At 41.4% G+C, this 1,818-nt stretch carries 1 protein-coding gene; it reads left to right on the plus strand.

Annotation, left to right across the window (positions count from 1 at the left end; translation table 11 throughout):
* Positions 1 to 320: 320 nt before the first annotated feature.
* Positions 321 to 1,058: a hypothetical protein gene (locus Q0791_RS24775; protein WP_299011934.1), complete on the plus strand. Its 738-nt coding sequence runs from the start codon at positions 321 to 323 to the stop codon at positions 1,056 to 1,058.
* Positions 1,059 to 1,818: the final 760 nt, after the last annotated feature.

Consider the following 1,818-nt stretch of genomic DNA (forward strand, 5'->3'; position numbering starts at 1 on the left):
CATTGTGTCACCTATATTGATATGAAACTGATTATACAGTCTCTAAGTAGGTGGCCAAATTCACTATACCTCTTCAATAATGGAATTGGTATTACTAACTAAGCAAACCTGAATGCGATACATTTCTAACAAATAGCTCTATACCTTACATATGCGCCTGATATATTCGTCATATTCCAAATAAGGTAGCCATCTTCTATTAAAAGTGTAAGTTCTTTCACTGACATAAACGAGTAGTTTTTAAGTGATCTCTACTAAAACAACTATGCTTAATTTAATGAGAAATAGCAGCTGATATACGAACTACACGAAGGAAAGGAATGCTAAACAATCAAACAAAAGTCAAATCTATGCACCTTCATAGTCAAAGTACATATGATTCGACAGCACAGCTTTTACGCACCAACAAAACATCTAACCTTCTGCACATACAAAAAGCGAAACAAAACATTAGCAGAGGCCCAAAACACAGTCTGGCCCAACTCAAGCTCACGCCTCAAAACTCGATACTGAAATCGTTTCAAAGGCAATCAAAAATCGCCCCAAAATCCATGGGCTCACCCACTATGCAGCTCTCGGTTATTCAAAAAGCCGATCCTCCTGGTACCATAGATGGAATGCACAAAGGCTTTTTGGACTCTACCTTCAATCGATTTCAGCTTCCCAAAATGACAATGGGGAGCCCTTTTGCGTTTAATTTAATGGCCTCAGCGCTCATTACTCCCTTACTTAAAGATGCACCTAGTATTCCCTCTGAGTATAAACCTTATATTGCAGGCTATAGCGGTGGCTTTCTTAGCGGAACCGCTGCACGGAAATTTGTGTTAGGAAAAATGGGAATTCATCCATTAGTCGATACCGTCATGACATTATCCAATATCAACAGCGTAGCAGTTAGACTTGATGAGGAGTTAGCTAAAAAACCAGCACTCATTAGCCCTGCAAGACGGTTTATCGATGAAGTCGGCGAAAGAGCAAATGAACAACACTACAGAACCAATCCATACATGACGCCTCACAAACCAAAATCAATATATGAAATTCAGTCTAATTATTAGAGGCCAGCCAATACTAAAATCAACCACTGAGTTCAAGAACTTTACCACAAGCTGCTAAGCCATTAATACTCCCATTCAAACATCAATGGCATTCCCTATATCCATATAGGATCACCCTCTCCGCATTGATCCTCAGGGAAATGGAGAATACAGACAATGTCGGGAAATATTGTCTACCAACCTCATGCATATTCCAAAAAAACAGAAAAACAAAAAAGTGGCATCTGTCATGGCCAGCTACGCTAAAGCTCCGCGCTGACTCACAGGAATGTGGGGAATCTTGAAAATGTCGGGAACAATTTTCTACCATAAGCACATCGCTAGCGCGATATTCGCCCTACTATCACATGAAAGGAAACATGCTGCGCATGTGCTTTTGTCTTCCCCATGTGAAAGTGTCATTTCCAAAAAACAGGTAAAACAAAAAGGCCACCCGATAGGGTGGCCTCTATGTTTTATTTGGCGCCTGGAAATAACCTACTCTTGTAGTTCACGTAGTGAACACATGGGGGTGAAACCAAGGCGCTATAAATACGCAGTATTTAGCCTTGATTGAACATGAAGAATCTATGATTCGTAGCGGGAGAGTCCGCTCAGCGGCGGGGCGACATCGGGAGTAGGCATTGCACGTACGTGCTTAAGTGGGTAAGCCACCTGATATCTATACCACTAGGTGTGAGCTAATACCAATCTGCATTAGAAGTTGGTCACTTTTGCCCAGCTTCTCGAGCATATGCTTTTGACCCTTTTAGTACACTCA

The organism is uncultured Shewanella sp. (assembly GCF_947495455.1).
Classification (GTDB): domain Bacteria; phylum Pseudomonadota; class Gammaproteobacteria; order Enterobacterales; family Shewanellaceae; genus Shewanella.